Below are 24,478 nucleotides of genomic sequence, written 5' to 3' on the forward strand. Positions count from 1 at the left end.
AGGGGGCTACGATGGCCCCCTCTGCATTTCCCCGTTACCCGTTAGCTGCGGCGCGGCGGCAGCATATTGGTGAGGGTGTTGTCTTTGAGAATATGGTGGTGATAGAGGGCCGCCACCGTGTGCAGGCCGATCAGGGCGTACCCGATATTGCCCAGGGTCTCGTGCACCTCCTTGATCAGTCCCTTGAGATCCGGACTTGGGGAGAGCAGGGCAGGCAGCTCAAGCCCGAAGAAGGGGATGGGCTTGCCCGCGGCGCTCAGCAGCAGCCAGCCAAACAGCGGGGTCAGAATAAGAAAACCGTAGAGGGCGAGGTGGGCCAGTTTTGCCAGCTTGTGCATGAGCGGGGAGAGCTCGGGCACGATACGGGGCGTCGGGCTCATCCAGCGCAGTGCCAGTCTGACAAACACCAGGGCGAAGATGAGCAGCCCCAGCATAAAGTGCCACTCCTTCATCAGATCCCGACCCGGGTCCCCTTTGGGGAAAATATCGCGAAATTCGATCAGGGCGTAGACGGCGATCATGGCCCACAGGGTCAGCCAGTGCAGCCCGATATTCAGGGTGCCATAACGTTGTTCACTGTTCATCAGCATAGGTTTGTTCCTTCGAAGTGCTGTCACATCCGTGTGGCATCCCCGCACTCAAACGTGTCGGGGCCAGGCCAGATCCTTTGGTGGCAACAGCAGAGCTACCATGCTTGCCATACATCGATAGCCTGCCGCTGGCATCAGTCAGAGAGGAGATGCCCTCTGCTGTCTGCATGGTATCACTGGCAACCGGGTGGATAGTCTGATCAATGCCACACAATTTACAGGCTCATTAAGCCCCTTGTGACGTGAAGAAGGCGTGAAATAGCATCAGTGATGTCAGCCCGCCAAGGTTCAGGCGGGCTCGATGGCCAGCACCACGCAATCCGGCTCGCTGATGCGAAAACGGACGTTGCAGTCAAACAGCCGCACCCCGTACTCCTTCTCATCGGGCTTGCCCTTCTTGTAGGCGGGGCGCGGATCTTGTGCCAGCACTTCGCTCACCAGCTGGCGCAGCTCGGGATGGGCCTTGAGCCAGGGTTGCAACTGCTGCTCGGCCTCGGCACTGAAGCTCACCGCCAGCGGCGGGGTGGGGGCGTCGGGGGCAAAACCACCACGGGCATCCGGCAGGCTGTCGGCATAGGGAATATAAGGCTTGATATCGACGATGGGGGTGCCATCGAGCAGATCCACCGCCCCCAGCTCCAGCCACAGCTTGCCCCGCTCACGGCCGATCCCGTGCAGCTCGACCACCGAGAGCCCTAGCGGATTGGGGCGGAAGGTGGAGCGAGTGGCAAAGACGCCGACCCGCTCGTTGCCGCCAAGGCGCGGCGGGCGCACCGTCGGGTGCCAGCCCTGCGCCATGGTCTGATGAAAGACGAAGCTGAGCCACAGATGGGAGAACTGCTCGATGCCGCGCAGCACATCCGGCTGATCGTAAGGGGGGAGCAGCTCGAGGCGGGCGCGGGCCGATTTGACCAGTCCGGGCTGGCGGGGGATGGCGAACTTCTCCTTGTAGGGAGAGCGGATGATCCCGAGGGTGTCGATTTCGAACTTCATGGCGGATCCTGACTGAAAACCTCGGCAATTTAGCACAGACAGCCCCAAAACGCAGGCTTGGCCTCGATACGCCCTTTTCTGCGGCGCTGCCGTGATCCCTGTCCCATCCCGGCCAGTCGGGGGCTGTGCCCGCGCACCAAGTTGCGTAGGGTGGAGGCAACTGGCGTGTCAGGATGAAATATGCGCACTCGCGCTGAAGGGGAGGGAGAGGGATGAAACTGCTGATTATCGGTGGCACCGGCTTTTTGGGGCGCCACCTCACCGCGCTGGCGCTGGATTGGGGCCATGAAGTGACCCTGTTCAACCGCGGCCTGCACCAGCATCCGGACTGGCGCGATCTGGTGCAGCTCACCGGCGACAGGGACAAGAGCCTGAGCGCCCTGCAAGGGGCCGGGTTGCTGTGGGATCTCGTCATCGATACCTGCTGCTATCGCCCCGAGCAGGCGGCGAGCCTCTCGGCAGCTTTGCTCGGGCGCTGCGCGCGGCTGATCTTTATCTCCACCATCAGCGTCTATCGCGATTTCTCAATGCCCGGGATGAATGAGTCGGCGCCGCTTCATGCTATCCCCGAAGGGGAAATGCCCACTGACTATGGCCCCCTCAAGGTGTTGTGCGAGCAGGAGTATCGCGCCCGCTGGGACGGGCGGCTCTGCATCCTGCGCCCGGGCGTGTTGTGCGGCCCCCATGATCCTACCGGGCGCATGGGCTGGTGGATTAAGCGGGTGCAGCAGGGCGGGCCTTGGTTGCTGCCGGGCAGTGGTGAGGATCGCTTGCAGTATCTCGATGTGCGCGACTGCGCCGAGTTTGTGTTGCGCGCGGCCGAGCAGCAGTTGGGGGGCACATTCAACCTGCTCAAACCCGGTATTACCTTGAGTGACTGGCTGGAGCGGCTGAGCGCCCGGTTGCAGCCCACTCGCCCCATCCAGCCCGAGTGGCTGCCCTGGCCCACCCTGATGGCGGCCGGTATCGAGCCCTGGCAGAGCTATCCCACCCTGCTACCCTGCGCGCAGGCGGAATTTGCCGGTTACGGCTCTATAAGCGCCGAGGCGGCCATCGTTAAGGGATTGAACTTTCGGCCGCTGGAGGAGACCGCCGCCGACCTTGCCCACTGGCTGGCCATCGAGCCTGCCGCCGGGGTGGCGGCGAATGCCATGACTCAGGCCGAGGAGACTTCGCTGCGGCAGCAGTTGCTGGAGCCCAGTCTGCAATAGGAGAGGGGGCATCGAGCCGCTGCTGCCGAGCGTGGCGCGGCAGGTGTGAATACAACGAGAGAGGGCATCCCGCGGGATGCCCTCTCTGTCTATTCATACCTGATGGCTACTGAAGATCGGCTGGCGCGATTCCCCATCCCATCGTTGTCGCTCGCCGAGTTAGCGGATGGCGGCGCCTGCGGCTACCAGCAGCTCTTTCAAGATAGCGCGATGGCAGCGGGACTCCTGCTCGCAGTAGCAACCGACCGAGAGGTTGGTGGTATGAGAGAGGGCGGCCAGCAGCGCCAGATCGTGCCTGGCGGCAGGTTGCGCCATCTCGGCCTTGTACTGTTTGCCAAACGCTGCCCACTGGGCGGGTGTCTCGGCTGCCTGCCCCAGCTTCATGGTCTCGCTGCTGGGGGCCAAGTTGGGAAACCAGACATCGTACCAATGCTGGCTGGCAAATTCGCTCTTGGGGACGCCGCGGGGCGGGCGGCGCACCGTGCCGATCCGCAGCCCCTCATCGGGCAGGCGCGGGCTGCCAAGGCGAACGATAGCGAGGGCCATGACAGCGAGTTACTTCTCTTCGGCCACTTTCAGCGCCTGCCCGTAGCAGATCACCTGTTTCAGGCAGCCCGGGGTGTCGCTGAACTCGGCGCACTTGTCGATGGTGACGCCGTTGCCGCCCATGTCGGCGGCGCGGCGGCGGGCCAGGGTGCGTGCTTCACCGGCGTTGGGCACCGGCTGGTTGGCATCGGCCTGGCAGGATTCACCCTCGATGGTGCCGAGGTAGAGGTAGTTGAGGTCAGCCAGCTCATCCTGTTCATAGATGCGCACGCTACCGGGTTTGAAGTATTCGTCGAAGTTCTCTTTATCCAGATTGCTGTTGAAGGCGTAGTTGGCACAGCCGGAGGCAATCAGGGGCATCATCAGGATCAGGCGTTTCATCGTCTCGTATCTTGTGTCGGTGATGAGGACAGTAGAAATGCGCAGGCGCTCCATGTCGGCATCTTGTTGAATAATGAGGGGGACATTATAGGGGCCAGCCGCCTGCGGCGACCAGCCCCGTTTTGCGCCCGTTTGTCAGGGTGTGACCCCCATCAGCCTGATATCAAACCGGAGCCAGTCGCTGATAGAGGCTGCGGTAGTAATCATCCGCCAGCAGCTCGTCGTGAGGGGCGCAGAGGCGGATCTGTCCCTCTTCCATCAGGGCAATCCGGTCCATCTGCTCCATCCCCAGCAGACGGTGGGAGATGAGCAGCAAGGTGCGATCTGCCCCGAGCTTGAACAGCAGATCCATGATCTCCCGCTCGGTCTGGCTGTCTAGCCCTTCGGTCGGCTCGTCCAGCAGCCAGAGCGGCGCATCGTGCAGCAGGGCGCGGGCGATGCCGATACGGCGACGCTCGCCACCGGAGAGGGGGCGGCCGCCGTCACCGAGCCAGGCATCCAGACCCGCCTCATCTTCCAGCAGATTGGCCAGTCCGACCTGGGTCAGCACCGCAATCAGCTGCTCGTCAGAGGCGGTCGGGGCGGCCAGTTTGAGGTTGCCCCGCAAGGTATCGGCAAACAGATGCACCCGCTGGCTCACCACCGAGATGGAGGCGCGCAGCGCCCCTTCGCTGTAGTCGGTGAGCGGCTTGCCACCCAGCAGGATCTTGCCTGCCTGCGGGCTCCACTCACGGGTCAGCAGTCCCATCAGGGTCGATTTGCCGCAGCCGGTCTGGCCCAGCAGCGCCAGCTTCTCACCGGCGTGCAGTTGCAGGGTGCAGCCACGCAGCACCGGCTGGAGGTTGCCGGGGTAGCCAAAATAGAGGTCATTGATCTGCAGCGCGCCAGCGGTGGCATGGGTCTGCTCGTCGCCCCACACGGGGGCTTTGGCCTCTTGCAGGATCTCGTTCAGGCGGCGTGCCGAGGTAAGGCTGGTGGAGAGGTGCTGGAAAGCCCCCGCCAGCGGCATCAGTGCCTCAAAGCTTGCCAGGGTGGCAAAGACCATCAGTGCTGTGATGGGGTCGGGCGCAGCACCCGCTACCCCATGACCGGCCAGCCAGAGCATCAGAGTCAGGGTCCAGCCGCTCAGCAGTTGCACCGAGAAGTTGGCCAGCCCGCTCACCTTGGCCATCCGGGTCTGCGCGACGAGCAGTGCCTGTTCGGCTTGTTGCAGCTCAACCAGCGCCTTGGGGGCGGCGGCAAACATCTGCAGCTCGGCCTGACCATCCAGATAGTCCACCATCCGAGTGCGCAGGGTCGATTTTTCGGCAATCAGCGCCTGACCGGGGCGACGGCCGAGGAAGTAGAACACCAGCGGCAGGGCAATCATGCCAAACAGCAGAATGGCACCCAGGGTGAGGGCGAGACGGCTGTCGAAAAACGACAGGAATAAGACCAGTCCGGCGGTGCTGAGCAGGGCCGCGCCTATGGGGGTGATCAGCCGCAGATAGACGTGATCCATCGCATCGATGTCTGCCACCAGTCGGTTGAGCAGATCCGCCTGACGGAAACCGGCCAGGGTACCGGTGGATAGCGGCGAGAGTTTCTGCCAGAACCAGACCCGCAGTCGGGTCAGTACCCGGAAGGTGGCGTCGTGGCTCACGACCCGCTCACCCCAGCGACCGGCGGTACGGACGATGGAGAAGAAGCGCACCCCGCCTGCAGGGGTCATGTAGTTAAAGGCATGGGTCGTCGCAACTGTCATCCCCGCCACGGCGGCGGCGGAGAGGAACCAGCCGGAGAGGGAGAGTAGTCCCATGCCGGCGGCCAGGGTCACCAGTGCCAGCAGCAAACCAATGGTGAGGCTGAGCCAGTGTTGGCGATAGAGGCGCAGAAACGGCAACAGATCACTCATCGAGAGAACCTCCGGAACGTTGGGAGAGCAGGCGGGCAAAAGGCCCCTGCCCAGAACTAAGTTGCTGGAAGTTGCCTTGCTCCACCAGCTGGCCGCGGGCCAGCACCAGGATATTGTCCATCTTGGTGAGCTGGTCGAGGCGGTGGGTGATCATCAGCAGGGTCTGGCCAGCCATCACCTGCTCGAGGGTGGTCATGATGGCGCGTTCGGAGTGGCGATCCAGACTGGCGGTCGGTTCGTCGAGCACCATCAGCTGGGTCGATTTGAGCAGGGTGCGCGCCAGGGCGAGACGCTGAGCCTGGCCGACCGAGAGGCCGCCGGCCTGATCGCCGACCGGATAGTCGAGCCCCTTCTCCATGGCAAATTCCCACGCCTGCGCCCGTTTCAGGGCATCTTCCAGCTCGGCATCGCTGGCCGTTGGCTTGGCCAGCAGCAGGTTGTCGCGCAAGGAGGCGTGGAACAGCTGCGGGTTTTGCGAGAGCCAGCCCAGCTGCAGGCGCCACTGGCTCATGTCGAGGGTGGCAAGCTCCTGCCCGTTGACCTTGAGCTCGCCACGATAGGGAGCAAAGCCGAGCAGGGCGTTGACCAGCGAGCTCTTGCCTGCGCCGCTGACGCCGATGAGGGCGGTGCGCGAACCGGCTTCCAGGGTGAAATCGATAGGGCCGACCAGCACCTTGCCCTCGGCGCTCAGCACTTCAAGGCCTTTGGCTTCTACCTTGACCGGGCTGTCGGCATGGAACGGTGCATTGCCTGCGGCCGGCTCGCTCACCTCGGCTTCGAGGAATTCAAGCAGCTGCTCGGCAGCGCCGATAGCCTGCGCCTTGGCGTGGTAGTGGGCGCCGAGTTCTCGCAGCGGGGCGTAGAACTCGGGGGCGAGAAACAGCACGAACAGGCCGGTAAAGAGGGTGACCTTGACCCCATAGCTACCAAAGTTCAGATGGTCGATATAAGAGAAGCCGAAGTAGACGGCAACCAGCGCTACCGAGATGGCGGCGAAGAACTCCAGCACGGCGGTGCTCAAAAACGCCAGGCGCAGCACTTCCATGGTGCGCTCGCGAAAATCTTCCGAGGCATCGCGAATGGCGTCACCTTCCGCTTGGGTGCGCATAAACAGCTGCAGCGTGCGCAGCCCTTTCAGGCGATCGAGGAAGTGGCCGGAGAGACGGGCCAGCGCCTGGAAGTTGCGGCGGTTGGCATCGGCGGCGCCCACACCCACCAGGATCATAAAGATGGGAATGAGGGGCGCTGTGCCCAGCAGGATCAGACCTGCCGCCCAGTTGACCGGGAACACGGCCACCAGAATGACCACCGGAATAAAGACGGCGATGGCCATCTGCGGCAGATAGCGGGAGAAGAAATCCTGCATGTTTTCAATCTGTTCCAGCAACAGGCTGGCCCAGCTACCGGCCGGACGGCGCTGAATATAAGCAGGGCCGAGACGACTCAAGCGCGTGAGTACCAGCTGGCGGATGGTCTGGCGCACCGCACTGCCCGCCTTAAAGCTGGCCACTTCGCGGCCGTAGGCCAGCGCCGCTTTGCCAAGCGTCACCAGCAGCAGGGTAATAAAGAGCGTGATGGATTGCTCAGGCGTTGAGCCTTCGATGATAAAGCCGTGCAACAGGGTCGCCAGCAGCCAGGCTTGCGCCACCATCAGAATGCCCTGGCCAAGGCCAAAAGCGATGGATATCGTGATCCAGCGGCGACCGTGACTCGATTGCTTGCGCAACCAGCCATAGAGACGTTTTTGCGTTTTTTTATCCATTACCACCATCCTCGCGTCGAGTGGCGCAAGACTATCCTTGCCGTTTGGCCTTGGCAACCTTGTAAATTATCTGTGTTGAAAATGTTTGATTGAAAAAGCAACCGTCTGTTCAATCCTTGTCCGAACAGATTGATTTATTGAAAAAAGTGGCAAAGGCGCCATTGCGCTCGGCGGCAAAATGCATATAGTAAGAGCCCTGACGCGGGTGTAGTTCAATGGTAGAACGGTAGCTTCCCAAGCTGCATACGTGGGTTCGATTCCCATCACCCGCTCCAAATTTCAGATGCCAGGCGGGCATCGTATAATGGCTATTACCTCAGCCTTCCAAGCTGATGATGCGGGTTCGATTCCCGCTGCCCGCTCCAGCTTCAAAACAAAAAGCCCACTCCTGCGAGTGGGCTTTTTGTTTTTCATCTATCCTGTGCGCCGTTCGACGTCACGCTCACGGTTTCTCAGCTTTAAGGCAAACCGCAGAGACAGAAAAGGCGCCCGAGGCGCCTTTTCAGATCAACAGCGTAGCGGGAGCTTATTCCTGCTCCAGCTCACCACAGAAACGGTAGCCTTCGCCGTGGATGGTGGCGATGATCTCCGGAGTATCGTTGACGCTTTCGAAGTGCTTGCGAATGCGACGGATGGTCACGTCAACGGTACGGTCGTGGGGCTTGAGCTCACGGCCGGTCATCTTCTTCAGCAGTTCGGCACGGGTCTGGATCTGGCCCGGGTTTTCGCAGAAGTGCAGCATGGCGCGGAACTCGGAGCGCGGCAGCTTGAACATGTCGCCAGTGGGGCTGACCAGTGCGCGGCTGTTGATATCCAGCGCCCAGCCGTTGAACAGATAACGTTCAACCAGCTTTTTCTCTTCGCCACCGGCAGCCACGTTCATGGTGCGGCTCAGCAGGTTGCGGGCACGGATGGTCAGCTCGCGCGGGTTGAACGGCTTGGTGATGTAATCATCGGCGCCGATCTCCAGACCCAGGATCTTGTCCACTTCGTTGTCACGACCGGTCAGGAACATCAGGGCGATGTTGTCGTTCTCACGCAGCTCACGGGCCAGCAGCAGGCCATTCTTGCCCGGCAGGTTGATGTCCATGATCACCAGATTGATGGTGTGGGAAGTGAGGGCCTGATGCATCTCGTCGCCGTTGTTGGCTTCGAGCACGATGTAGCCTTCGGCTTCAAAAATGCTTTTCAGGGTATTGCGTGTGACCAGCTCGTCTTCGACGATCAGAATGTGTGGTGTTTGCATGAGTATTCCCAGATTCTTATCAGTTAATTATCTTAAATTTAACACTCTTTGGCGTTTCAAACCGATTTCCTGACTGATCCTGAAAATTTATTACGTCATCCTGGGTATGAGAGTCAGGTCGGAATATCGCGAATTAGGCATCAGTACCGGCAAGTATCCCTGTGCCACTTATAGGTTCCCGACAAGTCTGGTCGAGCAGAGCCTGGAAAGGTCGTCCATTACGAAAGTGGCCGCATTTTATCAGTTAACAGGAGCATAACAACACTCTTTGCCGTCAGATAGCAACTTTTTAACTCTGATTTGATATAGGTCAAACCCTGGTACAGCAGCATCATACTTGGCCTGAACCGGGTTTTCGCCCCTACAAAATGTAATGGAATGTAACATGTGATTGACATGAATTTGTGGGAAAACTACAAGAAAATCTGCTTTATCGCGCCATTTGAGCCACCAGATTGGTCTGCTTTTGCCATCATCACAGCCTGGAATCCGGCCAGCCAGTGGGTCACAGAACGATGCAATATACGGCGGGAACGGGCGCTGTGGCGCCATCTGACCGTGGATTTGCAGGTGCCCGTGGTGGGGCCATTTTGGGGGGCTGACCCGGACGAACGCTGGCAGGAGTCATCGCTGGCGGTGGCGCTATCCCTGCCACAAGCCCGTCAGCTGGCTGCGCGTTTTGGCCAGAACGCCATCTACTGGGTGGAGGATGGCCAGCTCTGGCTGGTGCCGGTATTGATGGATAAACCAGCAGTTTGTCTGGGCAATATTGAATCCTTCTGGATTGCCAGAAACCTTGCCTGATGAAAGAATGAACACCTTCATGTATCTGAAAGGAATCAAATCATGCTGGATCTCCTGCCCGACCTCTGCGATCAACATGGCGACTTGCTGCAAGTGGCCGACCCGGTGTTTCAGGATTTTGGCGGCAAGGCCCTCTTTTATGGTCGCGCCGTAACGCTCTCCTGTTATGAAGACAACAGTCTGGTGCGGGATCTGGTGAGCCGCCCCGGTCACGGCAAGGTGATGGTGATCGACGGCGGCGGCTCGCTGCGCCGTGCGCTGCTTGGCGATCAACTGGCGATCAAGGCGGTGGAGCAGGGGTGGGAGGGGATCCTGATCCACGGCGCGGCGCGGGATGTGGGCACCCTGGCGACACTGGCGCTCGGGGTCAAGGCGCTGGCGACCTGTCCGGTCAAGACCGAGAAGCGGGGATTGGGAGAGCTGGGGGCCGTGGTCAGCTTTGCCGGTGTGACCATCCACGAAGGGGATTACGTCTATGCGGATCGCAACGGCGTGGTGGTGAGCGCCACGCCGCTGTTGTGATCATTAGAAGTTGAAGCCAACGCCCAGACTCAGTGCCTGATCGGCAGTGATGGCGCTGACGCCGTAGTTGGCGGTGAGGGAGAGTCTGGGGGTCAGCAGCAGGCTGGAGTTGAGCTCCAGCAGGGTGCTGGCCTTGTTGAGATCGAGATGCTTGATCTGGCTGCCGATATTGAATGCCGGAGAGAGCTGGTAGCGTACCCCCGAACTCATATTGAAACCGGATGTGCGATTCTGATCCGCCACCGCCGGGCCCGCTTCCATAAAGAGGGTCACATCATCCACCACCGGATATTGATAACCGCTATTGACCAGCCAGAGATCAAAACTGTCGCTGTGATGGCTATGGCCATTGAGCAGCACACCCGAGTAACTTTTGACATAGAGAGACGGGTTGGATTGCGGCTGAACCACTGCCCAGTCGGCGGCCTGTGCGGCCATGCTGGCGCAGGTTGCAAGCAGTGTGATGATGAGCGATTTGACCATTCGTTTCCCCTCCCTGGGTCCGGAACTGAGCCTAAGCATGGCACATGCCAGCTGGTAGTAAAGTGAAGGGAGATCACAATAAAATCCTTTGGCATGGGCGCCAGCCATGATAAACAGGCTGCCGTATTGATGGCTCTAATCATTAAGAGGTGAATCCATGAACAAGAAACTGACTCTGCTGGCCGCGCTGGCACTGGGAGGCTGCGCAATGGCAACGGGTTCCAGCATGGCTCAACTGCAAGCATCCAGCTGGCAGCTGCAAGGTGCCACCGGCGATACCTTCACCCTGCAAGTGGTCGACGGCAAGGTGGCGGGCAAGGGCGGCTGCAACCGCTATTTTGGCGGTATCACCAAGCAGGGTGACGATGTCTTGACGCTGGGCGCCATGGGCTCCACTCGCATGATGTGCATCGGCGACGCCATGAACAAAGAGACCGAGTTCCTGCAAAAGCTGGAGAAGGTGGCAACCTACTCCATCAACGGCAACCAGCTGACTCTGAGCGATGCCAACAAGGCAGCCCTGCTCACCTTTAACGCTGTGCCTGCTGCCAAATAAGGCACGCGTTCGTCTGATTGCCCAGACAGCTTTGACTGCGCTTGCGGGTCAAACGCTCTGATACGCCCTCCCTCTGGAGGGCGTCTGTTTATCTGCGATGAACCCTGTGTGGTCGTCCGCTACTGTTGTTCACTCGTCGATTCTCCAGTCTGCCCGGTTTGATGCCAGAATCTCGTATCTTCGCTTCGGTACGCATCTTGATCATTTCAATTATTCTTGTATAGTTGAAATGAAAGGTCACACCAAGGGGAGTGAAGATGAACAAAGAGATGGCCACCAAGGTCTTTGAATCGCTGGCATCCGGCATCCGGCTCGATGTATGGCGGCTGCTGGTGAAGGCCGGGCTGGAGGGGCGGGTCGCCGGTGAACTGGCCAGCGAGCTCGATATTGCCCCCAATACCCTCTCGTTTCACCTCAAGGCGATGCTCAACACCGGTCTGCTGTCGGTGGAGCAGGAGGGGCGCTTTCTGCGCTACCGCGCCAATATTCCCCTGATGCTGGATGTGATCGCCTACCTCACCGAGGAGTGCTGTGCCGGTCATCCCGAGGCGTGCGGCGTGATGCGTGCCGAGTCAGCCTGTTCCCCCCATGTTCTGCCTGCGCAGCCCTGCTGCAACAAGGAGTAATGCCATGTCCTCCATTCAGATTTTTGATCCCGCCCTCTGCTGCTCCAGCGGTGTCTGCGGTACCGAGATTGATCAGGCACTGGTCACCTTCGCAGCCGACCTTGCCTGGGCCAAGGAGCAGGGAGTAGCCATCGAGCGTTTCAATCTGGCCCAGCAGCCGATGCAATTTGCCGAGACACCTGCCGTCAGCGCTTTTCTGACCCACGCCGGGGAGGAGGGGTTGCCGCTGGTGCTGGTGGAGGGGCAGGTTGTGTTGACCGGCCGTTATCCGAGCCGCAGTGAGCTGGCCCGTTATGCCGGGCTGCCTGCGCCGCAAGCGGCCATCAAGGGGATCGTCAAGGGCGGCTGCTGCTCCGGCAGTGGTTGCTGCTGAGTCGTGATGCACCATTCGGGAGAGGCTATGTACCATTTTCTGACCAATCCACCACCGTTTCTCTTTTTCACCGGCAAGGGCGGGGTGGGCAAGACCTCGCTGGCCTGCGCCAGTGCGGTGGCTCTCTGTGATATTGGCAAGCGGGTGCTGCTGGTGAGCACAGATCCTGCCTCCAACGTGGGGCAGGTGTTTGCCACCGAGATCGGCAATCGCGTCACCACCATCGCCGCTGTGCCCGGTTTGTCGGCGCTGGAGATAGATCCCCCCGCGGCGGCCAAAGCTTATCGGGAACGGATTGTCGGGCCAGTGCGCGGCAAGTTGCCCGAGAGCGTGGTGCGTAGCATCGAGGAGCAGCTCTCCGGCGCCTGCACCACCGAGATTGCCGCCTTTGACGAGTTCACCGCGCTGCTGACCGACCAAACGCTGCTGGCCGAGTATGACCACATCGTCTTTGATACGGCCCCAACCGGCCACACCATCCGGCTGCTGCAACTGCCGGGCGCCTGGAGCGAATTTCTGGAGCAGGGCAAGGGGGATGCCTCCTGCCTTGGCCCGCTGGCGGGGCTGGAGAAGCAGCGCAGCCAGTATGGCGAGGCGGTCGCCGCCCTGGCTGATGCCACTCGCACTCGGCTGGTGCTAGTGGCGCGGGCCCAGCAATCCACTCTGCGGGAAGTGGCTCGCACCCACGAGGAGCTGGCCGCCATCGGCTTGCTGAATCAGCAACTGGTGATCAATGGCCTCTTCCCCGAAGGCGCCATTGCCGGAGATGCGCTGGCAATGGCGCTCTGGCTGCGCGAGCAACGGGCTCTCGCCCAGATGCCGCAGGGAATAAAGGAGCTGGCGCAGGATCATATCCCGCTGCTGGCCACCAATCTGGTGGGGGTCGACAGTTTGCGCCAGCTGCTGCAATCAGAGGGAAGCGCCGCCCAATCTCCGGCAGTACAGTCCACTGTCAAGCCAGCCCAGCCCGAGTTGAGTTCGTTGGTGGACGAGCTGGCCGCCGATGGTCACGGCCTCATCATGCTGATGGGCAAGGGCGGGGTGGGCAAAACCACTCTGGCTGCCGCCGTGGCGGTGGAGCTGGCGAGCCGCGGTTTGCCGGTGCACCTTACCACCTCGGATCCCGCCGCGCACCTGAACGAGACGCTGGCAGGGAGTTTGCCCCATCTGGAGGTGAGCCGCATCGATCCCCACGCCGAGACCGAGCGTTACCGTGCCCAGGTGCTGGCCACCAAGGGGGCGGCGCTGGACGAGCAGGGGCGGGCGTTGCTGGAGGAGGACTTGCGCTCCCCCTGTACCGAGGAGATCGCCGTGTTTCAGGCCTTCTCGCGCATTATTCGCGAGGCGGGCAAGCGCTTCGTGGTGATGGACACCGCCCCCACCGGCCACACCCTGCTGCTGCTTGACGCCACCGGCGCCTACCACAGGGAAATCGCTCGCCAGATGGGAAACAAGGGGCTGCACTTCACCACCCCCATGATGCAGTTGCAGGACCCCAAACAGACCAAGGTGCTGATTGTGACGCTGCCCGAGCCGACGCCAGTGCAGGAGGCGGCGAATCTGCAGACCGATCTGCGCCGGGCCGGTATCGAGCCCTGGGGCTGGCTCATCAACCACAGCTTGCAGCAAGCTGCGGTCAGCTCACCGCTGCTGCAACTGCGGGCCGAGCGCCAGTTGCCCCATATCGAGGCGGTCGAGCAGCAACACGCCAGCCGCTACGCCGTGGTGCCGCTGCTCGCCGAGGAGCCGGTGGGGCCCGATGCCCTGCGCCGCCTCTGCCAGCATCATTGAGTCGTCGCCCCGGCCTGCTGCCGGGGCGGCTTGAATATGCCGTTACTTGTTATAAACCCGTGTTTTGAACCAATAGAAGATGCGAAATTGCGCCGCATCGGGAGCTGTGATGTCTGCAACATGTGATGCCAAGGCCGTGCCTGCCATCGGCTTTTTTGAACGTTATCTGACCGCCTGGGTCGCCCTCTGCATTCTGGTGGGGATTGGTCTGGGGCAGGGTTTGCCGGATCTTTTCAAGGCGATCGGCGCCATGGAGGTGGCCAAGGTCAACCTGCCGGTGGGGCTGCTGATCTGGGTGATGATCATCCCCATGCTGCTCAAGATCGACTTTGGCGCCTTGCATCAGGTGAAGGGCCACCTCAAGGGGATTGGCGTCACCCTCTTTATCAACTGGCTGGTCAAGCCCTTCTCCATGGCCTTCCTCGGCTGGCTCTTTATTCGCGTGCTGTTTGCCGACTGGCTGCCGGCGGATCAGCTCGACAGCTATGTGGCGGGGCTGATCCTGCTGGCGGCGGCCCCCTGCACCGCCATGGTGTTTGTCTGGAGTCGTCTCACCAACGGCGATCCCTACTTCACCCTGTCGCAGGTGGCGGTGAACGACCTCATCATGGTGTTTGCTTTCGCGCCGCTGGTGGCGTTGCTGCTCGGGGTCTCCAGCATCATAGTGCCGTGGGATACCCTGCTCACTTCAGTGGTGCTCTATATCGTCATTCCGGTCATCATCGCCCAACTGCTGCGCAAGGCTTTGCTGAAAAAGGGTGAGGCCCATTTTGACGGCGTCATGACCCGCATCCAGCCCTGGTCGGTGGCGGCCCTGTTGCTCACTCTGGTGCTGCTGTTCGCCTTTCAGGGCAACGCCATCATCGAGCAGCCGCTGGTTATCGCCCTGTTGGCGGTGCCGATCCTGATCCAGGTGCTGTTCAACTCTGGCTTGGCTTACTGGCTCAACCGCAAGGTGGGGGAGAAGCACTCGGTCGCCTGTCCTTCCGCCCTGATCGGCGCCTCCAACTTCTTCGAGCTGGCGGTGGCCGCCGCCATCAGCCTGTTTGGCTTTCACTCCGGCGCGGCGCTCGCCACCGTGGTCGGGGTACTAATCGAGGTGCCGGTCATGCTGCTGGTGGTGCGGGTGGTTAACGCCAGCAAACCCTGGTACGAAGCGGGGCTGGGCCGTTAACTGATGGCCGCGAACTGATGCTATCCATTTTCTATTCACTTGATTAATGAGAGACACGCAAATGAGTGCAATCACCATCTATCACAACCCGGAATGTGGTACCTCCCGCAACACCCTGGAGCTGATCCGCAACAGCGGCGTGGAACCCACAGTCATCCACTATCTGGAGACGCCCCCCTCCCGTGACCAGCTGGTGGCGCTGATCGCCGCCATGGACATGCCGGTGCGCGATCTGCTGCGCAAGAACGTGCCACCCTACGAGGCGCTCGGTCTGGCGGAAGATCGTTTCAGTGATGATGAACTGATCGATGCCATGCTGGCTCACCCCATCCTCATCAACCGTCCCATTGTCGTCACGCCGCTTGGCACCAAGTTGTGCCGTCCGTCGGAAGTGGTGCTCGATATATTGCCCGATCAGCAAAAAGGGGCCTTCGCCAAGGAAGATGGCGAGCAGGTGGTGGATGCGAGCGGCAAGCGCCTCAAGTAATCATCTGAGTACTCAAGTACGGATTGAAACAGGGCCAGCTTCACGCTGGCCCTGTTTCGTTGTGTGAACAAGTTGAAAAAGTTACTCCGGCCAATCGTTTTACCGCTTTTTCTGTGACGATGATCACTGTACCATCGCCGCCCGACCTGCCACCCGGCCGCATCTCCCCCTGCGACGGCGCTGGCGTCACCCGATACATGCTGTCACCCGGAACGTGAATGACCCCAGGATGGGACCCGCCACTAACCTGTAGGTTTGTGGTCTGCGTGTCGCGTGGGTCGGCATTTCTCTCGCCGGATCGCCCGCGACGCCTGTCTGCAGACTTGCCATATGAAACTCCTCTCTTCATAGGTGCAAGATGACACTGTTATTGAGTCTGGTCGGTATGCTGGCCTTGATGTTTATCGCCTGGCTGGCCAGTGAAAACCGCCGAGCCATCCGCTGGCGAACCGTGCTGGGTGCACTCGCCCTGCAAACCGGTTTTGCTGCGCTGGTGCTCTATTTCCCCCCCGGACAAATCATGCTCGGTGCCATGAGCAATGGCGTCTCCGCCCTGCTCGGCTTTGCCGACAGCGGCATCCGTTTCGTGTTTGGCGATCTGGCCAGCAACGGCTTTATCTTCGCCGTGCGGGTGCTGCCGCTGGTGATCTTTATCAGCGCGCTGATCGCCGTGCTCTACCACTTCGGCATCATGCAGTGGGTGATCCGGGTACTGGGCGGCGCTATTCATCGCCTGCTCGGCACCAGCCGCGCCGAGTCGCTGGTGGCCACCGGCAATATCTTCCTGTCGCAAGGTGAGTCGCCGCTGCTGATTCGCCCCTTCCTCGCCGGTATGACCCGCTCCGAACTCTTCGCGGTGATGACCTGCGGCATGGCCTCGGTAGCGGGCTCGGTGCTGGGCGGTTACGCCGGTCTGGGTGTGGATCTGAAATATCTGATTGCCGCCTCCTTTATGGCTGCGCCGGGTGGCCTGCTGATGGCCAAACTGCTGGTGCCGGAGCAGCAGCAGGTGAGCGATCAGACCGAGATCACCCTCGACAAGAGCGACTACAGCAACGCCATCGATGCGCTGGCGGGCGGCGCCATGGGCGGCATGAAGATCGCCGTGGCCATCGGCACTATCCTGCTCGCCTTTGTCAGCGTCATCACCATGATCAACGCCGGTCTCACAACCATAGGCGAGTGGTTCGGCTGGGCCGATCTCTCCCTGCAGCAGCTGCTGGGCTATCTGTTTGCCCCGGTGGCCTGGCTGATTGGCGTGCCCGCCAGCGAGATGATGGCGGCAGGATCCCTGATTGGTCAGAAGGTGATCATGAACGAGTTTGTCGCCTATCTGGACTTTGCCAATATCAAGGCTGACCTGAGTGCCCATACCCAGATCATCATCACCTTCGCTCTGTGCGGTTTTGCCAATCTGGGCTCCATTGCGGTGCAGCTCGGCTCCATCGGCACCATGGCGCCGGAGCGTCGTCACGATGTGGCCAATATGGGCTTCAAGGCGGTGCTGGCGGCGACCCTCGCCAACCTGATGAGCGCCACCCTGGCCGGGATCTTTGTCTCCCTCTGATGAGATAAAGCCAGGCTGCGCCAGTAAAAAAGCGCCCGCCCCATCTGGGGCGGGCGCTTTGCTTTATGGGCAGGGTGCTAGCGAGAGTTCGCTTCCCCCAACCTTGGGTTGAGGGAGAGGATCCGGGTCTTGCTGACCCGGTGGCGATAGATCTCCCGCAGATAGAGCAGCGCCTTTTTCACCGATTCGCGGCTGAGGCGAATATCGTTGATGGAGACGAACTTCTCCTTCTCGCGGATAAGCTCCCGATATTTCTTCTCATACATGGGCTTGATGGCGTACCAGTTGGTATCGAGGATCTTGGCCGGGTTCTCGAACTCGTTGAGCATGCTGTCGAGCAGCGCATCGTTCCACTCCTCATTGCAGATCATCTCGATCACCGCCTTGTCCAGATGCTCATCGAAGCGATAGTGATCCTTGGCAAAGCAGCGCTTGATAAAGGCCACGATCAGGGTCAGGAAGTCATCGCTCAGGCAGGGGCTCTTGACGATCAGGGTGGTGAGGGAGATGTTGGCCGACGCCCCGATGACCAGCGCATAGCGCTTGAGGGTGGTATTGGGGAAGAGCCCGTTGAGGTGAGACTTGAGCCGGTTGAGATCCATATAGGAGAGCTTGTACTCCTTGGGCAGGGAGATGATCGACACCACCGATGAGCAGTTCTTGAAGAAGTGCAGCTCGTTGAGGTGGGCTGGGTCATGGCCACTTTTCACATAGTCGTCCAGATACTCCCGATAGTTGCCTGCCTCGATGGGCAGCAGACTGATCCCCTCGATGGCCTGGGTCATCTTGTTGAAGTGGGGCAGCTCGATGGAACGGGTGAAGAGATCGTCCACATTGAGCCCGTCCTCCTTGTCAAACAGGCCGCCGGGGGGCGAGATGGACTCGGCATACGCCACCGCCACCGGCCCCGCCAGACTCATAAAAAGGTCGTTGGCATCGAGCCGAATGGTCTCGCTGATGTCGATGCCTGCCCGGCGAAAGTAGTTCTCGTCGTAGTCGGTGGTGACGGCCTGGGCGGTGAGAATGTTGAAGATCTGCTGGGAGATGTACTGGTTGGCGTACTTCTCCATGGTGTTGACATCAACATGCTGGATCTCGCCATCGTCGCTCTCTTCGGCGTAGCGCATGATGTCGTTGGAGATCAGCATCATGGCATTCCAGGGCCTGATCCGCTTGAGCATGCTGACATCGCACGCCTGCTCGTTGTCAAAGTGATAGGAGAAGTCCCACTCCTCGGCCAGATACTTGCACAGCAAACGCCCCGCGTTGATGTGCAGCGCTTCCGAGATCTCGATACCCCGATCACAGATATTGGGCAGGATGCAGATGCCGCTGGTGAAGATGGGATCGAACATGAAGTGCTCCCCGAGGGAGAGGTGCTCCTCCTCTTCTGACGGGGGCGAAAAGGTCTTGCTCATGTAGGAGTACTGCTGGGCCAGCCCGAACTCGGAGGCCATGCCGGAGCCGGTGCCGCCCCCGGCACTGAAGATGTAGAAATAGAGGCGGGACTGGTTGGCCTTGATGCCGCAGGAGTCGACCAGATAGGTATGAATGGCCTGCCACTCCGAGTTGGCGAAGTAGTGGGGGCTCTTGTTGAGGATGATCTTGGCCAGATACTGGCCAAGGATAGGGGCGTTACCCGCGCCTCCCGCGTGGATCTCCGACAAGTCCATCACCCGCATCTTGGCGTAATCACGCAAGGAGCCACCTTCGCCGCTGCGATTGGAGTGGCGGATGCGGCCATCGATGTCCTTGTCCAGATCCCCCAGCATCACCATGGGCTCGATCAGAAAGACCGGCCGGGCCCCGTTGTTTGGCAGTCGCAGGTTGCGCCGGATCCAGCTTACCGGACCAAACTCCTTCTCCCGCTTGCGTTGCTCTTCACTATTGAACTCATTGAGATAAAAGCTGCGGGCGTTGTAGACCAGCGAGGCCACATCCTGCGCGATGTTGGAGCCGCAACGGCCCAGCCCCACCAGACAGACGGACGGAAAGTTGTGGGGCACGGTGGCGCCCGTTTCACTCTCTCCGATGGCGGCCGGAAACACCGCGTGGCGCAGCTGTTCCAGATTGGCAAGAATGCGGGCCAGATCCCCTTCGGTGTAGTAGAGGTAACGGTTGCCTGCGTCCTGCTCATCATCCGTGCTGATAGGTAGCAGATCGATATGCTCGGTCATGAAAAAAGATCCCTCTTGGCGGCGAATGTATATAAATCAGCAGCTTTTGGACTGCCCGCTAACTCTAGATGATAAAAAGCGGGGGCGCGGTGAGAGGAGGGCGAGAGTTGTGACTGTGTGATCATGGGCACAGCAACACCCCGAAAATCTGCCGGTACCCCTTACTGTACGGATGGGACAACGGCGCCCCATTCCCCTGAAAAGGGGGACGACTGCACTCAACAACGTGTTGGCCGCGTGCCGGATTATCCCGCTCTGAGCGGCCTGTTTCCCTTGCGCGGGCGTGGTGGAACAAACACGAAAAAGAATTTTTAGATTGGTTTTAGTACTTCCAATCGATTATTTGATTGGGCAGTAACGGCATTAGCGGTGTCAGATTAGGGGAGCAGGTTGGCCAACGCGCCGTCAGCCAGTCTTTACGCGGTCACACAAGGAGACACTCTGATGGAAACACTTGACCAGAAAATCGACACCATGCGAGAAGCATTTATGCAGCAGGAGCGCAAACAGGCCCACGACAAGTGGCAAGCCAGGGTCGAGGAGCTGCTACAGATACGGGGTGAGGAGAGACAACCGGAGGAGCAAGAGGAGTAGTGCTCGCTCCCGGGCGAAAGTTGAGGTAGCGAACCCTTCGTATAGGCTACCCGTTATCTACCACCGATAAAAAAACCACCGACCTTTTGCAGGTCGGTGGTTTTTTATGGATAGCGGCTGATTGGATGGCCTGACTTCCGGGCCGAGCAATGGGGTCACATCCAGGGGCGTAGGGGCGCGACTACTTCGAATGGGTGACGGGCTCTTCGGAGAGCAGCTCGTTAACGAGTCCTGCAGCCAGATGAATATTCGACTCCATCTGGTCGCCGTCCACCGCGTTGGCTTTCCACGATTCGGGGGCTTCGGGGTGTGGCCCGGAAACGGCCACCTTGCCTTTCCCGTATGAGCTGATCAGCGCGGCAATATGATGGTTTTGAAAATGGGCGATGACCTTGACCTGCTCTGGGCTTGGCACCGGCGTAAATTGCGGGCCGGCCTGGTAATACATCTGGCGCTCTTCACCAAGCCAGCTGATCGGGAAGATCCTGGCGCTAAAGTCGCCGTCATAATCATCGGATGTGGCAGGAACAAGGCCCAGCGCTGGCACAAAGCCCTCTTCTTCAGACCAGCCGGCGGATGCCACAAAGGCACCCCCACAGATCCCGAGGTAGCGGCCACCATTCTGCAAATAGGTTTTTAACGCCGAACGCGCGTCCGCGGTGAAGGCGTTGAGGAGCGGCTCAACATCGTCCTCTGTGCCGCCAACGATAAACACCCTGGCATTATCGAGCTCTGCAGGCAGCGCCCCAATATTGGAGAGATACCTGACCGGCAAGCCCACCTGCTTGACCACATCCGCAATCGCCTTCGTGCTATCCCCATCAGAAACAGGCCCGTTATAGATCAGCGCGTACTGCTCTTGCTGCGGCTGTGCAGAGGCGGCCTCTGCCATGCATCCTGTCATTAACCAAAGGCTGATAACGCTCGCAATCCGCATGACGCTTTTTGGTACATTCATCGCTGCCACTATCCCTGTGATGTGAACCGAAGAGACTACTTATCACGATCCCGTTCTGCATGTCAGCCGCTGTTAAATGAACATTTCAAGTTAACGCGCCAACGCTGATTGGAGCTGCGTTTATCTAACAGCGAACCAATACAGTGGACGCACTTCACCTTCACTTCACCGAGCGGGGGTAGGGTAGGCTCACGTTTTCAGTTGGAGCTTCACCCTATGCCGACCATAGTCACCCACGCCGCCGTCCCTCTCTGCCTTGGACTCGGGCTTGGCAGCCGGATTATTCCGCCCCGTCTGCTGCTGGCTGGGGTCGCCATCGCCATGCTGCCCGATGCCGATGTGCTCGCCTTCAAACTGGGGGTCGCCTACGGCCATGTCTTTGGCCACCGCGGCTTTACCCACTCCCTGTTGTTCGCCTTTGCTCTACCCACACTGGCCATGCTGTTTCACCGCCAATTTCGGGCGAGCGCCGCCACCGTCTGGTCGTTTCTGCTGGTCTCGCTACTCTCCCACAGCCTGCTTGATTCCCTCACCACCGGCGGCAAAGGGGTTGGCTGGCTCTGGCCGTGGCGTGACGAGCGTTTCTTCGCCCCCTGGCAGGTGATCCGGGTCGCCCCCTTCAAGCTGGAGGCCTATCTCACCGCCCGAGGTGAGGCGGTGATCCTCTCCGAGCTCTACTGGGTCTGGCTGCCGGGAGTTGTATTGATGCTGGTGTTGATGGGGTGGCAGGTGTGGTGCAGGAGGCGGTAGTGGTGGGGTTGGAAAGGTTTATTGGATATATTCTACTTTGGTAAATATCAAGAATAATTAAAACTTGGACACCCATCTTTTTGTTCTGCTTAATGTAACGGCTTGAACAGAAAAGCGGGTGTCCTGTTTTTTACTTAAATTTCTTTGTTAATTTTTTATTTGGCGTGAAATCTGCTGAATTAAATAGTCATCAAATGTTTCAGCAGTTATTCGGCTAAACTCATCAATATTATCAGCTAGTTCTGTTGTAGGAATAACTAATTCCGACTTAGGCGAGCTAATACGTATTATTTTTTGAGTGACATTTAATACGAACTGAGTTTCTGGCTTAAATGTTATAAAGCTTGAAATAGAACCAAATTTACTTTTCGGATCCTTGCTTAGAGGGTATAACTCCCGACTATATTGTACATTAAGTTCTTTACCGCTCTCGGTTATATCAGCAGAAATTAATTTTTTAAAGTCGTGAGTCTGCCCATAAAAAACCTTTCTAGCAGTTTTATCAGGAACTAAGTCATACTTCTTCACATTCTTGAGAAGCCCCGATTTTTCGAGAAGCAATGCTCTTTGATAGAAAATATCAGTGACAATACTCCATATTGGGATCGCAAATAGCTCATGATGCTTCAGTGCTGATGATAAATTTTCTTCTTGCGTCAACTCAATTTCGTCTTGTTCACGTTTTATTTCATTTATAGCCTTAATTATATGTTCAATATCTGGATTCACAGGGCTACTCTTTGACATTTTGTTTAACCATTCAGTTCTCAACTCTAATAGTCTTTTACTTAATAATTCAGGATTACTAGCATTGTCTAAAAGCTCTCGAATAAGCTCTGTATTTTTATCTTGTGCTGTTTTTGCTTCTTGTTGATAAGCTATTGATGCATCTTGAAATTTTTTAGCATCTTCTTGAGCGCGGATAGAATTATCTTGAAATTTCTGTACTTCCTGATTTGAAATATAGTTGACGGCGAGCAACAGGGTTCCAAATATAAAACTCAATGCTGTTGAGTTTTTTACTATAAAATTCACGATTTCCACTTCCATATTTACATCTAACTTATATTGATAGAATAGACTTATTTGTGAGGGGTATATCTCGTTGCTTAACTTTAAAACATAAATAACTTAACTTCCACCTAATGAAGTTGAAATTGATAAAATTATTGCCTGTTAATTGTGTGTAACGAAAAATAAATCGATGCATACATATTAAGCATGTAAACTCACGCATAGTGAAGAATGTCATGTGTAGCGGATCAATATTGAGCTGCTCTTCCATATAGTATGGTTGTTATGAAACTGTCGCAATCCAATACTCATTTTCCTTCCTGACTATCGCGTTCCTTAACACTGGATCAATTCCAGCAATTTTCGAACGTCCATTAGAGTCATGACCGCCATGAATCATATTAAAGACCTGATAGCTATAACCTTTCTTTTCAACTAAGTCGATATGTTTCAGTGCTTGGCTATACCCTAGTGCCTCTCGTTCTTCTCCTTTCCAACGTTCACAAAGAATCACAACATTATTTTCGTCAAGATACTCGGTGTTCCAAGCACCAAAAGCAATAATTTTTCTCTCATGATTAACGAAAGACCAAGACCACAGCCAATTAGCACATGTAAAGCCTTTATCCTCCATAAATTGTTTACGATTAATGTCACTTTCAGGAACTAATTTTTTATACAATACTATATCTTTAGATTGTGAGTAGTGAATGATATGAGCCATTAGATTTCGACCTTGCTCATCGCCTTTACTTTCAGCGTTATCATACAATACTTGCAATTTATTTGATGAATACTCCCCATCAGAAATTCGCCTTAATATTTTTTCAAATAACTCAGGTTTCATTATTCACCTTCTATTGTTTTGATTTCTCATGAATATCATCTCGTATGTCGGGAATTCAGATAATAAGTGCGACACTCATGGATGAATGGCGAGAGGTGGCCAACTGCTGATTGGTGGTACCCTTCTGCTCGCCAAAGTAAAAGCAGTATCACCATGAGCTATCAGCAGTTGACCGAGGGGCAACGATACCAGTTATCGGTGCTTCGCGCACAGGGGATGTCCATCCTTGCCACCGCACGCGCCATTGGCGTTCATCGCTCCACCCTCTACCGGGAGCTGCGTCGTAACGCCGGGCCGCAGGGCTACCAGCCAGACAATGCGCATCAGCACGCCACCCACCGACGGGCCAGTGCGGCCAAATCTCGGCTATCTGCCGATGTCATCCAGTTTGTCGAGCTGACACTCGCCTGGTGGTGGAGCCCGGAGCAGATAAGCGCGGTGGGCAAGCAGATAGGCCTCATGGTGAGTCACGAGTGGATATACCGCCATGTGGCCGCCGACAAAGCCCGGGGTGGCCAGTTGTACCGCCATCTGCGCCAGGGCCACAAGCGCTACCGCAAGGGGGCGAGCAGCCTGCGTTCTCCCATCAAGGAAGCCCGCTCTATTGATGAACGGCCGGCTATCGTCGATAGCCGGGAGCGGCTCGGTGATTGGGAGGCGGACACGGTGCTGGGCAAGCAAGGCACAGGTGCACTGGTCACCCTGGTGGAGCGCAAGAGCCGGCTCTATCTGGTCAAGCGGGTCGCGAGCAAACAGGCTGGGGTGGTGCGGGATGCGATAATCGAGATGTTAACTCCCTACATCGAGCAGGTGCATACCATCACCTTTGACAACGGCGGCGAGTTTGCCGAACACAAGGCGATAGAGGAAGCGCTGGGTGCCGAGACTTACTTTGCGCACCCTTACTCTTCGTGGGAGCGCGGTCTGAACGAGAACAGCAATGGGCTGTTGAGGCAGTTTATCCCAAAGGGAACAGACCTGAGAGAGGTCACGGACGAGGATGTCAGGAGAGCGGAGCAGTGGCTCAACCTACGACCTCGGAAATGTCTCGGATTCAGGCAGCCTGTCAAGGTATTCGAAGAGTACCGTCAGGCGGCATAGGCGAGTGTCGCACTTCGAAGTTGAATTCGCG

At 58.2% G+C, this 24,478-nt stretch carries 25 protein-coding genes and 2 tRNA genes; 15 read left to right on the forward strand and 12 right to left on the reverse strand.

The window, feature by feature from the left end; genetic code table 11:
• Positions 1 to 41: 41 nt before the first annotated feature.
• Positions 42 to 590 carry a cytochrome b gene (locus AB5Y67_RS15185; protein WP_019445623.1) on the reverse strand — a complete coding sequence of 183 codons (549 nt, stop codon included), beginning with the start codon at positions 588 to 590 and terminating at the stop codon, positions 42 to 44.
• A 288-nt stretch (positions 591 to 878) separates the two neighbouring features.
• Positions 879 to 1,583 carry a tRNA (N6-threonylcarbamoyladenosine(37)-N6)-methyltransferase TrmO gene (gene tsaA, locus AB5Y67_RS15190; protein WP_019445624.1) on the reverse strand — a complete coding sequence of 235 codons (705 nt, stop codon included), beginning with the start codon at positions 1,581 to 1,583 and terminating at the stop codon, positions 879 to 881.
• A gap of 212 nt (positions 1,584 to 1,795) precedes the next feature.
• Here tsaA and AB5Y67_RS15195 point away from each other — a divergent pair, with 212 nt between their 5' ends.
• Positions 1,796 to 2,794, forward strand: coding sequence for an NAD-dependent epimerase/dehydratase family protein (locus AB5Y67_RS15195; protein WP_199416650.1), 999 nt, complete (start codon positions 1,796 to 1,798; stop codon positions 2,792 to 2,794).
• A gap of 159 nt (positions 2,795 to 2,953) precedes the next feature.
• On the opposite strand, the gene AB5Y67_RS15200 is transcribed toward AB5Y67_RS15195, so the two are convergent.
• From AB5Y67_RS15200 to cydD, 4 genes are all read right to left on the reverse strand, one after another.
• Positions 2,954 to 3,340 carry a DUF488 domain-containing protein gene (locus tag AB5Y67_RS15200; RefSeq protein WP_058057756.1) on the reverse strand — a complete coding sequence of 129 codons (387 nt, stop codon included), beginning with the start codon at positions 3,338 to 3,340 and terminating at the stop codon, positions 2,954 to 2,956.
• 9 nt (positions 3,341 to 3,349) lie between these two features.
• Positions 3,350 to 3,721, reverse strand: a complete 372-nt coding sequence (rcsF, locus tag AB5Y67_RS15205; RefSeq protein WP_013723982.1) for an Rcs stress response system protein RcsF — start codon at positions 3,719 to 3,721, stop codon at positions 3,350 to 3,352.
• 163 nt (positions 3,722 to 3,884) lie between these two features.
• On the reverse strand, positions 3,885 to 5,615 hold the full coding sequence (gene cydC / locus AB5Y67_RS15210) for a cysteine/glutathione ABC transporter ATP-binding protein/permease CydC (protein ID WP_199416649.1): 1,731 nt from the start codon (positions 5,613 to 5,615) through the stop codon (positions 3,885 to 3,887).
• On the reverse strand, positions 5,608 to 7,377 hold the full coding sequence (cydD, locus tag AB5Y67_RS15215) for a cysteine/glutathione ABC transporter permease/ATP-binding protein CydD (protein WP_199416648.1): 1,770 nt from the start codon (positions 7,375 to 7,377) through the stop codon (positions 5,608 to 5,610). The genes cydC and cydD overlap by 8 nt, the downstream gene beginning before the upstream one ends.
• Positions 7,378 to 7,578: 201 nt before the next feature.
• Here cydD and AB5Y67_RS15220 point away from each other — a divergent pair.
• Together AB5Y67_RS15220 and AB5Y67_RS15225 are read left to right on the forward strand one after the other, a co-directional pair.
• Positions 7,579 to 7,652, forward strand: a tRNA-Gly gene (locus AB5Y67_RS15220).
• Between the two features lie 15 nt (positions 7,653 to 7,667).
• Positions 7,668 to 7,742 (forward strand) — tRNA-Gly (locus tag AB5Y67_RS15225).
• Positions 7,743 to 7,903: 161 nt separating this feature from the next.
• Here AB5Y67_RS15225 and arcA read toward each other — a convergent pair.
• Positions 7,904 to 8,623 (reverse strand): two-component system response regulator ArcA, encoded by a 720-nt coding sequence (arcA, locus tag AB5Y67_RS15230; protein ID WP_005338193.1) that lies wholly within the window; start codon positions 8,621 to 8,623, stop codon positions 7,904 to 7,906.
• Between the two features lie 396 nt (positions 8,624 to 9,019).
• On the opposite strand from arcA, the gene AB5Y67_RS15235 reads away from it, so the two are divergent.
• Both AB5Y67_RS15235 and AB5Y67_RS15240 read left to right on the forward strand, forming a co-directional pair.
• Positions 9,020 to 9,427 carry a DUF3293 domain-containing protein gene (locus AB5Y67_RS15235; RefSeq protein ID WP_368207918.1) on the forward strand — a complete coding sequence of 136 codons (408 nt, stop codon included), beginning with the start codon at positions 9,020 to 9,022 and terminating at the stop codon, positions 9,425 to 9,427.
• 42 nt (positions 9,428 to 9,469) lie between these two features.
• A complete protein-coding gene (locus AB5Y67_RS15240) occupies positions 9,470 to 9,949 on the forward strand; it encodes a putative 4-hydroxy-4-methyl-2-oxoglutarate aldolase (RefSeq protein ID WP_368207920.1) in 480 nt (159 codons plus the stop codon).
• Positions 9,950 to 9,952: 3 nt separating this feature from the next.
• On the opposite strand, the gene AB5Y67_RS15245 is transcribed toward AB5Y67_RS15240, so the two are convergent.
• Positions 9,953 to 10,432, reverse strand: coding sequence for a hypothetical protein (locus AB5Y67_RS15245; protein ID WP_064338427.1), 480 nt, complete (start codon positions 10,430 to 10,432; stop codon positions 9,953 to 9,955).
• A 157-nt stretch (positions 10,433 to 10,589) separates the two neighbouring features.
• On the opposite strand from AB5Y67_RS15245, the gene AB5Y67_RS15250 reads away from it, so the two are divergent.
• The 7 genes from AB5Y67_RS15250 (at position 10,590) to AB5Y67_RS15280 (ending at position 17,006) form a co-directional block, all read left to right on the forward strand.
• Positions 10,590 to 10,988: an META domain-containing protein gene (locus AB5Y67_RS15250; protein ID WP_368207922.1), complete on the forward strand. Its 399-nt coding sequence runs from the start codon at positions 10,590 to 10,592 to the stop codon at positions 10,986 to 10,988.
• 257 nt (positions 10,989 to 11,245) lie between these two features.
• Positions 11,246 to 11,614: a helix-turn-helix transcriptional regulator gene (locus AB5Y67_RS15255; protein ID WP_005338181.1), complete on the forward strand. Its 369-nt coding sequence runs from the start codon at positions 11,246 to 11,248 to the stop codon at positions 11,612 to 11,614.
• A gap of 4 nt (positions 11,615 to 11,618) precedes the next feature.
• A complete protein-coding gene (arsD, locus tag AB5Y67_RS15260; protein ID WP_159163159.1) occupies positions 11,619 to 11,987 on the forward strand; it encodes an arsenite efflux transporter metallochaperone ArsD in 369 nt (122 codons plus the stop codon).
• 27 nt (positions 11,988 to 12,014) lie between these two features.
• A complete protein-coding gene (arsA, locus tag AB5Y67_RS15265) occupies positions 12,015 to 13,778 on the forward strand; it encodes an arsenical pump-driving ATPase (protein WP_368207924.1) in 1,764 nt (587 codons plus the stop codon).
• Positions 13,779 to 13,887: 109 nt separating this feature from the next.
• Positions 13,888 to 14,952: an ACR3 family arsenite efflux transporter gene (arsB, locus tag AB5Y67_RS15270; RefSeq protein ID WP_064341225.1), complete on the forward strand. Its 1,065-nt coding sequence runs from the start codon at positions 13,888 to 13,890 to the stop codon at positions 14,950 to 14,952.
• Between the two features lie 61 nt (positions 14,953 to 15,013).
• Positions 15,014 to 15,439, forward strand: a complete 426-nt coding sequence (arsC, locus tag AB5Y67_RS15275; protein ID WP_080741219.1) for a glutaredoxin-dependent arsenate reductase — start codon at positions 15,014 to 15,016, stop codon at positions 15,437 to 15,439.
• Positions 15,440 to 15,797: 358 nt separating this feature from the next.
• On the forward strand, positions 15,798 to 17,006 hold the full coding sequence (locus AB5Y67_RS15280; RefSeq protein ID WP_139406085.1) for a NupC/NupG family nucleoside CNT transporter: 1,209 nt from the start codon (positions 15,798 to 15,800) through the stop codon (positions 17,004 to 17,006).
• A 77-nt stretch (positions 17,007 to 17,083) separates the two neighbouring features.
• Here AB5Y67_RS15280 and AB5Y67_RS15285 read toward each other — a convergent pair whose 3' ends face one another.
• On the reverse strand, positions 17,084 to 19,183 hold the full coding sequence (locus tag AB5Y67_RS15285; RefSeq protein WP_368207926.1) for a hypothetical protein: 2,100 nt from the start codon (positions 19,181 to 19,183) through the stop codon (positions 17,084 to 17,086).
• A 444-nt stretch (positions 19,184 to 19,627) separates the two neighbouring features.
• Here AB5Y67_RS15285 and AB5Y67_RS15290 point away from each other — a divergent pair, with 444 nt between their 5' ends.
• Positions 19,628 to 19,777 (forward strand): hypothetical protein, encoded by a 150-nt coding sequence (locus AB5Y67_RS15290; protein WP_005338159.1) that lies wholly within the window; start codon positions 19,628 to 19,630, stop codon positions 19,775 to 19,777.
• Between the two features lie 181 nt (positions 19,778 to 19,958).
• Here the strand turns inward: AB5Y67_RS15290 and AB5Y67_RS15295 are convergent, their stop codons facing one another.
• Entirely contained in the window at positions 19,959 to 20,735 is a 777-nt protein-coding gene (locus AB5Y67_RS15295) for a BPL-N domain-containing protein (RefSeq protein ID WP_368207927.1), read from the reverse strand.
• Positions 20,736 to 20,951: 216 nt separating this feature from the next.
• Between AB5Y67_RS15295 and AB5Y67_RS15300 the strand changes: the two genes are divergently transcribed.
• Positions 20,952 to 21,485, forward strand: coding sequence for a metal-dependent hydrolase (locus tag AB5Y67_RS15300; RefSeq protein WP_368207929.1), 534 nt, complete (start codon positions 20,952 to 20,954; stop codon positions 21,483 to 21,485).
• 147 nt (positions 21,486 to 21,632) lie between these two features.
• Here AB5Y67_RS15300 and AB5Y67_RS15305 read toward each other — a convergent pair whose 3' ends face one another.
• Together AB5Y67_RS15305 and AB5Y67_RS15310 are read right to left on the reverse strand one after the other, a co-directional pair.
• Positions 21,633 to 22,535 (reverse strand): hypothetical protein, encoded by a 903-nt coding sequence (locus AB5Y67_RS15305; RefSeq protein WP_368207930.1) that lies wholly within the window; start codon positions 22,533 to 22,535, stop codon positions 21,633 to 21,635.
• Positions 22,536 to 22,782: 247 nt separating this feature from the next.
• On the reverse strand, positions 22,783 to 23,346 hold the full coding sequence (locus AB5Y67_RS15310; protein WP_368207932.1) for a hypothetical protein: 564 nt from the start codon (positions 23,344 to 23,346) through the stop codon (positions 22,783 to 22,785).
• 153 nt (positions 23,347 to 23,499) lie between these two features.
• On the opposite strand from AB5Y67_RS15310, the gene AB5Y67_RS15315 reads away from it, so the two are divergent.
• Positions 23,500 to 24,447, forward strand: coding sequence for an IS30-like element ISAs2 family transposase (locus tag AB5Y67_RS15315; protein WP_019706001.1), 948 nt, complete (start codon positions 23,500 to 23,502; stop codon positions 24,445 to 24,447).
• Positions 24,448 to 24,478: the final 31 nt, after the last annotated feature.

This window comes from Aeromonas sp. s12 (genome assembly GCF_040907925.1).
Lineage (GTDB): Bacteria > Pseudomonadota > Gammaproteobacteria > Enterobacterales > Aeromonadaceae > Aeromonas > Aeromonas veronii.

Coding starts and splice junctions, on each gene's coding strand:
- AB5Y67_RS15185 (WP_019445623.1), bottom strand. CDS start 590: ATGCTGATGAACAGTGAACAACGTTATGGCACCCTGAATATCGGGCTG.
- tsaA (WP_019445624.1), bottom strand. CDS start 1,583: ATGAAGTTCGAAATCGACACCCTCGGGATCATCCGCTCTCCCTACAAG.
- AB5Y67_RS15195 (WP_199416650.1), top strand. CDS start 1,796: ATGAAACTGCTGATTATCGGTGGCACCGGCTTTTTGGGGCGCCACCTC.
- AB5Y67_RS15200 (WP_058057756.1), bottom strand. CDS start 3,340: ATGGCCCTCGCTATCGTTCGCCTTGGCAGCCCGCGCCTGCCCGATGAG.
- rcsF (WP_013723982.1), bottom strand. CDS start 3,721: ATGAAACGCCTGATCCTGATGATGCCCCTGATTGCCTCCGGCTGTGCC.
- cydC (WP_199416649.1), bottom strand. CDS start 5,615: ATGAGTGATCTGTTGCCGTTTCTGCGCCTCTATCGCCAACACTGGCTC.
- cydD (WP_199416648.1), bottom strand. CDS start 7,377: ATGGATAAAAAAACGCAAAAACGTCTCTATGGCTGGTTGCGCAAGCAA.
- arcA (WP_005338193.1), bottom strand. CDS start 8,623: ATGCAAACACCACACATTCTGATCGTCGAAGACGAGCTGGTCACACGC.
- AB5Y67_RS15235 (WP_368207918.1), top strand. CDS start 9,020: ATGAATTTGTGGGAAAACTACAAGAAAATCTGCTTTATCGCGCCATTT.
- AB5Y67_RS15240 (WP_368207920.1), top strand. CDS start 9,470: ATGCTGGATCTCCTGCCCGACCTCTGCGATCAACATGGCGACTTGCTG.
- AB5Y67_RS15245 (WP_064338427.1), bottom strand. CDS start 10,432: ATGGTCAAATCGCTCATCATCACACTGCTTGCAACCTGCGCCAGCATG.
- AB5Y67_RS15250 (WP_368207922.1), top strand. CDS start 10,590: ATGAACAAGAAACTGACTCTGCTGGCCGCGCTGGCACTGGGAGGCTGC.
- AB5Y67_RS15255 (WP_005338181.1), top strand. CDS start 11,246: ATGAACAAAGAGATGGCCACCAAGGTCTTTGAATCGCTGGCATCCGGC.
- arsD (WP_159163159.1), top strand. CDS start 11,619: ATGTCCTCCATTCAGATTTTTGATCCCGCCCTCTGCTGCTCCAGCGGT.
- arsA (WP_368207924.1), top strand. CDS start 12,015: ATGTACCATTTTCTGACCAATCCACCACCGTTTCTCTTTTTCACCGGC.
- arsB (WP_064341225.1), top strand. CDS start 13,888: ATGTCTGCAACATGTGATGCCAAGGCCGTGCCTGCCATCGGCTTTTTT.
- arsC (WP_080741219.1), top strand. CDS start 15,014: ATGAGTGCAATCACCATCTATCACAACCCGGAATGTGGTACCTCCCGC.
- AB5Y67_RS15280 (WP_139406085.1), top strand. CDS start 15,798: ATGACACTGTTATTGAGTCTGGTCGGTATGCTGGCCTTGATGTTTATC.
- AB5Y67_RS15285 (WP_368207926.1), bottom strand. CDS start 19,183: ATGACCGAGCATATCGATCTGCTACCTATCAGCACGGATGATGAGCAG.
- AB5Y67_RS15290 (WP_005338159.1), top strand. CDS start 19,628: ATGGAAACACTTGACCAGAAAATCGACACCATGCGAGAAGCATTTATG.
- AB5Y67_RS15295 (WP_368207927.1), bottom strand. CDS start 20,735: ATGAATGTACCAAAAAGCGTCATGCGGATTGCGAGCGTTATCAGCCTT.
- AB5Y67_RS15300 (WP_368207929.1), top strand. CDS start 20,952: ATGCCGACCATAGTCACCCACGCCGCCGTCCCTCTCTGCCTTGGACTC.
- AB5Y67_RS15305 (WP_368207930.1), bottom strand. CDS start 22,535: ATGGAAGTGGAAATCGTGAATTTTATAGTAAAAAACTCAACAGCATTG.
- AB5Y67_RS15310 (WP_368207932.1), bottom strand. CDS start 23,346: ATGAAACCTGAGTTATTTGAAAAAATATTAAGGCGAATTTCTGATGGG.
- AB5Y67_RS15315 (WP_019706001.1), top strand. CDS start 23,500: ATGAGCTATCAGCAGTTGACCGAGGGGCAACGATACCAGTTATCGGTG.